The sequence below is a fragment of the Mycobacterium sp. genome (genome assembly GCF_036273375.1).
Lineage (GTDB): Bacteria > Actinomycetota > Actinomycetes > Mycobacteriales > Mycobacteriaceae > Mycobacterium.
Window position 1 is genome coordinate 1 of the sequence record NZ_DASUHS010000217.1, and the last position, 2,762, is coordinate 2,762.

Annotated in this window: 2 protein-coding genes and 1 pseudogene; 1 reads left to right on the forward strand and 2 read right to left on the reverse strand. The window is 66.6% G+C overall.

Annotated elements, in window-relative coordinates; translation table 11 throughout:
• A pseudogene (locus VFW69_RS19590) lies at nt 1-258 on the reverse strand (MFS transporter); the annotation flags it as partial.
• A 110-nt stretch (nt 259-368) separates the two neighbouring features.
• On the opposite strand from VFW69_RS19590, the gene VFW69_RS19595 reads away from it, so the two are divergent.
• A complete protein-coding gene (locus VFW69_RS19595) occupies nt 369-1,388 on the forward strand; it encodes a LacI family DNA-binding transcriptional regulator (protein ID WP_526503661.1) in 1,020 nt (339 codons plus the stop codon).
• 316 nt (nt 1,389-1,704) lie between these two features.
• Here the strand turns inward: VFW69_RS19595 and VFW69_RS19600 are convergent.
• Nucleotides 1,705-2,762, reverse strand: a 1,058-nt coding sequence (locus tag VFW69_RS19600) for a Gfo/Idh/MocA family protein (RefSeq protein WP_526503663.1), incomplete at its 5' end; no start/stop codon positions are given.

Here is a 2,762-nt window from a genome sequence, read left to right on the forward strand (position 1 = left end):
GGAGATCTGGCCGCCGATCAGGGCACCCACCGCGGCGGCGAAGATCAGCGAGCTGATGACGACGCCCAGCTGTAGCAGGGACAGCCCGAGCTCCTTGGCCATCGGGCCTTCGGCACCGTTGGACACGCCGGTGTCATAGCCGAACAACAGGCCACCGAGGCAGGCGACGATCGAGATGAGGCCGATCCGCTTGCGGTACGGGCCATCTGTTAACGGTGGTAGCTCGGCTTCGGACACCGAGGCCGGATGTGCAGTCATCCATGTACTCCTTTGGGACTGGTACTTCGCGGTGCGTCAAGTTAGTGTTGCTGTGATCTTGACCTCAATCAAGGCAGGAATGCCATCAATTTCACATCAAGGAGTACTGCGTGTCCCATCGCTACAAGGTCCGTCAGATCGCTCAGCAGGCCGGGTTGAGCGAGGCGACGGTGGATCGGGTGCTGCACAACAGAGCCAATGTGCGTGAGTCCACCCGGCGCGAAGTCGAGCAGGCCATCGGTGACCTCGACAAGCAGCGCTCCCAACTGCGGTTGGCCGGGCGCAAGTATCTGGTTGATGTCGTCATGCAAGCGCCGGAACGGTTTTCGAGCGCATTCCAGGAGGCGGTCGAGGCCGAGCTGCCCGCGCTGGCGCCTGCGGTGGTCCGCAGCCGCTTCCATTTCCGCGAAACCGGATCGGTGCCGGCGATGGTGGAGACCCTGGACAAGATCGGAGCCCGCGGCTCGCACGGGGTGATCGTGAAGGCCCCCGACACCGACCTGGTGGCCGAGGCGATCGACCGGCTCACCGCCGAGGGCATCCCCGTGGTCACCTTTGTCACCGATGTACCCCGCAGCAGTCGCGTCGGCTATGTGGGTGTCGACAACCGTGACGCGGGCGCGACCGCGGCCTATCTGATCGACGAGTGGCTGGGTGACTCGCCGGCCAGTGTGCTGGTCACGTTGAGCAGCAACGCCTTTCGCGGAGAAGAAGAGCGGGAGATGGGGTTTCGCGGTGAGATGCGCCGTGCCCTGGGCGGGAAGGGGCGGGCGGTGGTGGAGATCGCCGAAAGCGAGGGGCTTGACGCGACGATCGAACAGCTGGTTCTCGACGCGCTTGACCGCGACCCCACCATTGGTGCGGTGTATTCCATTGGCGGCGGCAACGTCGCCACCATCCGCGCGTTTGAGCGGCGCGGCCGCAGCTACCGGGTGTTCATCGCCCACGACCTCGACGAGGACAACCGGATGTTGCTACGCGCCCGCAAGATCTCAGCCGTGCTGCATCACGACCTGCGCGCCGACGCCAACATCGCCGGGCGGATGATCATTCAGAGCCACGGCGGAATGAGCCGAGTCACCCCGTCGATGTCGGCCGTTCGCGTGGTGACCCCGCACAACATGGCGTGACCCGGGTACCGCTAGCCGCGGGTGGGATCCGCGTTGCGACGTTGGGCTGCCAGATCGAAGCAGTGCAGTGCCGCGTCTCGGGCCCGGGTGAGGGCGTCGCGCACCGGCAGGCGGCGAAAGTCGCCGGAATTGTGCTCGATACCCCCACGGGCCATCCCAGCCGATCGCCAGTACCGCGTTGATGAACCCCGGCACGTCGAAAACCCCTTCTCCGCCGGGAAGTCGGTTGTCGAGGGTGTCTTCGAGATCGGTGCCTACCACCTCGGCAAGCCCATCGTCGAGCTCCACACCGCCGCGCGGGTTTCGGAGCCCGCGCTTACGGTTGCTTCACGCTGGTGCAGGCGCCGTGGTCGTTCATCGATTCGATGAGGGCGGCGGCCACCGCGGTGGCGGCAAGGCCATCCTCAGCGGTGGCCAGCGGAGACGGCTGGTTGGCGGCCAGGCTGTCGATCCATGCCTGTAGCTCCAGGCGGTAGGCCTCGGCGAAGCGGGGCAACCAGTCTTCTGGATAGGCGGTGCGGGATTGCAGTGCCTGATCGAGTCTTGTCAGCGGCGTGGCGGCCAGGCTGGTTGCGCCGGTGTCGCCGACGACCTCGCATCGCACGTCGTAGCCGTAGCGGGCGTTGACGAACACATCGAGGACGGTCAGAGTGCCGTTCTCGTTGCGCAGCAACAGCAGTTGGGGGTCCTGGCGGTGCGGGTCGGCACGGGTGGACTTGCCGGCGTGCCAGCTCACCTCGACGATCTCCGATCCGAAAAGCCATCGGGTGATGTCGATTTCGTGGATGGCGGTGTTGGTGATCGTTTCGGCTGAGTCTCCGCCGGGGTAGCCGGCTACGTTGCGGTGCGAACAGCGCACCAGCAGTGGTTCTCCGACCGCGCCGCTGCGTACCACCGCGGCGAGTTCGGTGTAGCCGGGGTCGAAGCGGCGCATGAAACCGACCGATACCAGCGGGTGTGGCAGGGCCAGCGCGGTCTGCGCGTCGACGACCGCCCGGCATTCGGCGACGGTGGGCGCAAGCGGCTTCTCGCACAACACCGGCTTGCGGTGCGCCAGGCACGACATCACCTGAGCGGAGTGATCGGCGTCGCGGGACGCGATGACAACCGCGTCAACGTCATCGGCGTCGATGAGCTCCTCGGCGGAGCCGAACACACGTGCGCCAAGCTCGGCGGCCAACGCCTCCGCGCGGTCGCCGGCGAAGTCGGTAACCCCGCAGACAGAGGCTCCCCCAATGACCCGGGTCAGCCTGCGGGCGTGCTCTGCGCCCATCACCCCGACACCGATCACCCCGACCTTGATGGTCATGGCGTTGCCACTGCGAGTGGTTGTTCGCCGCGCAGCACGGCTGCGGCGCCCTGCACGGCGGCCTG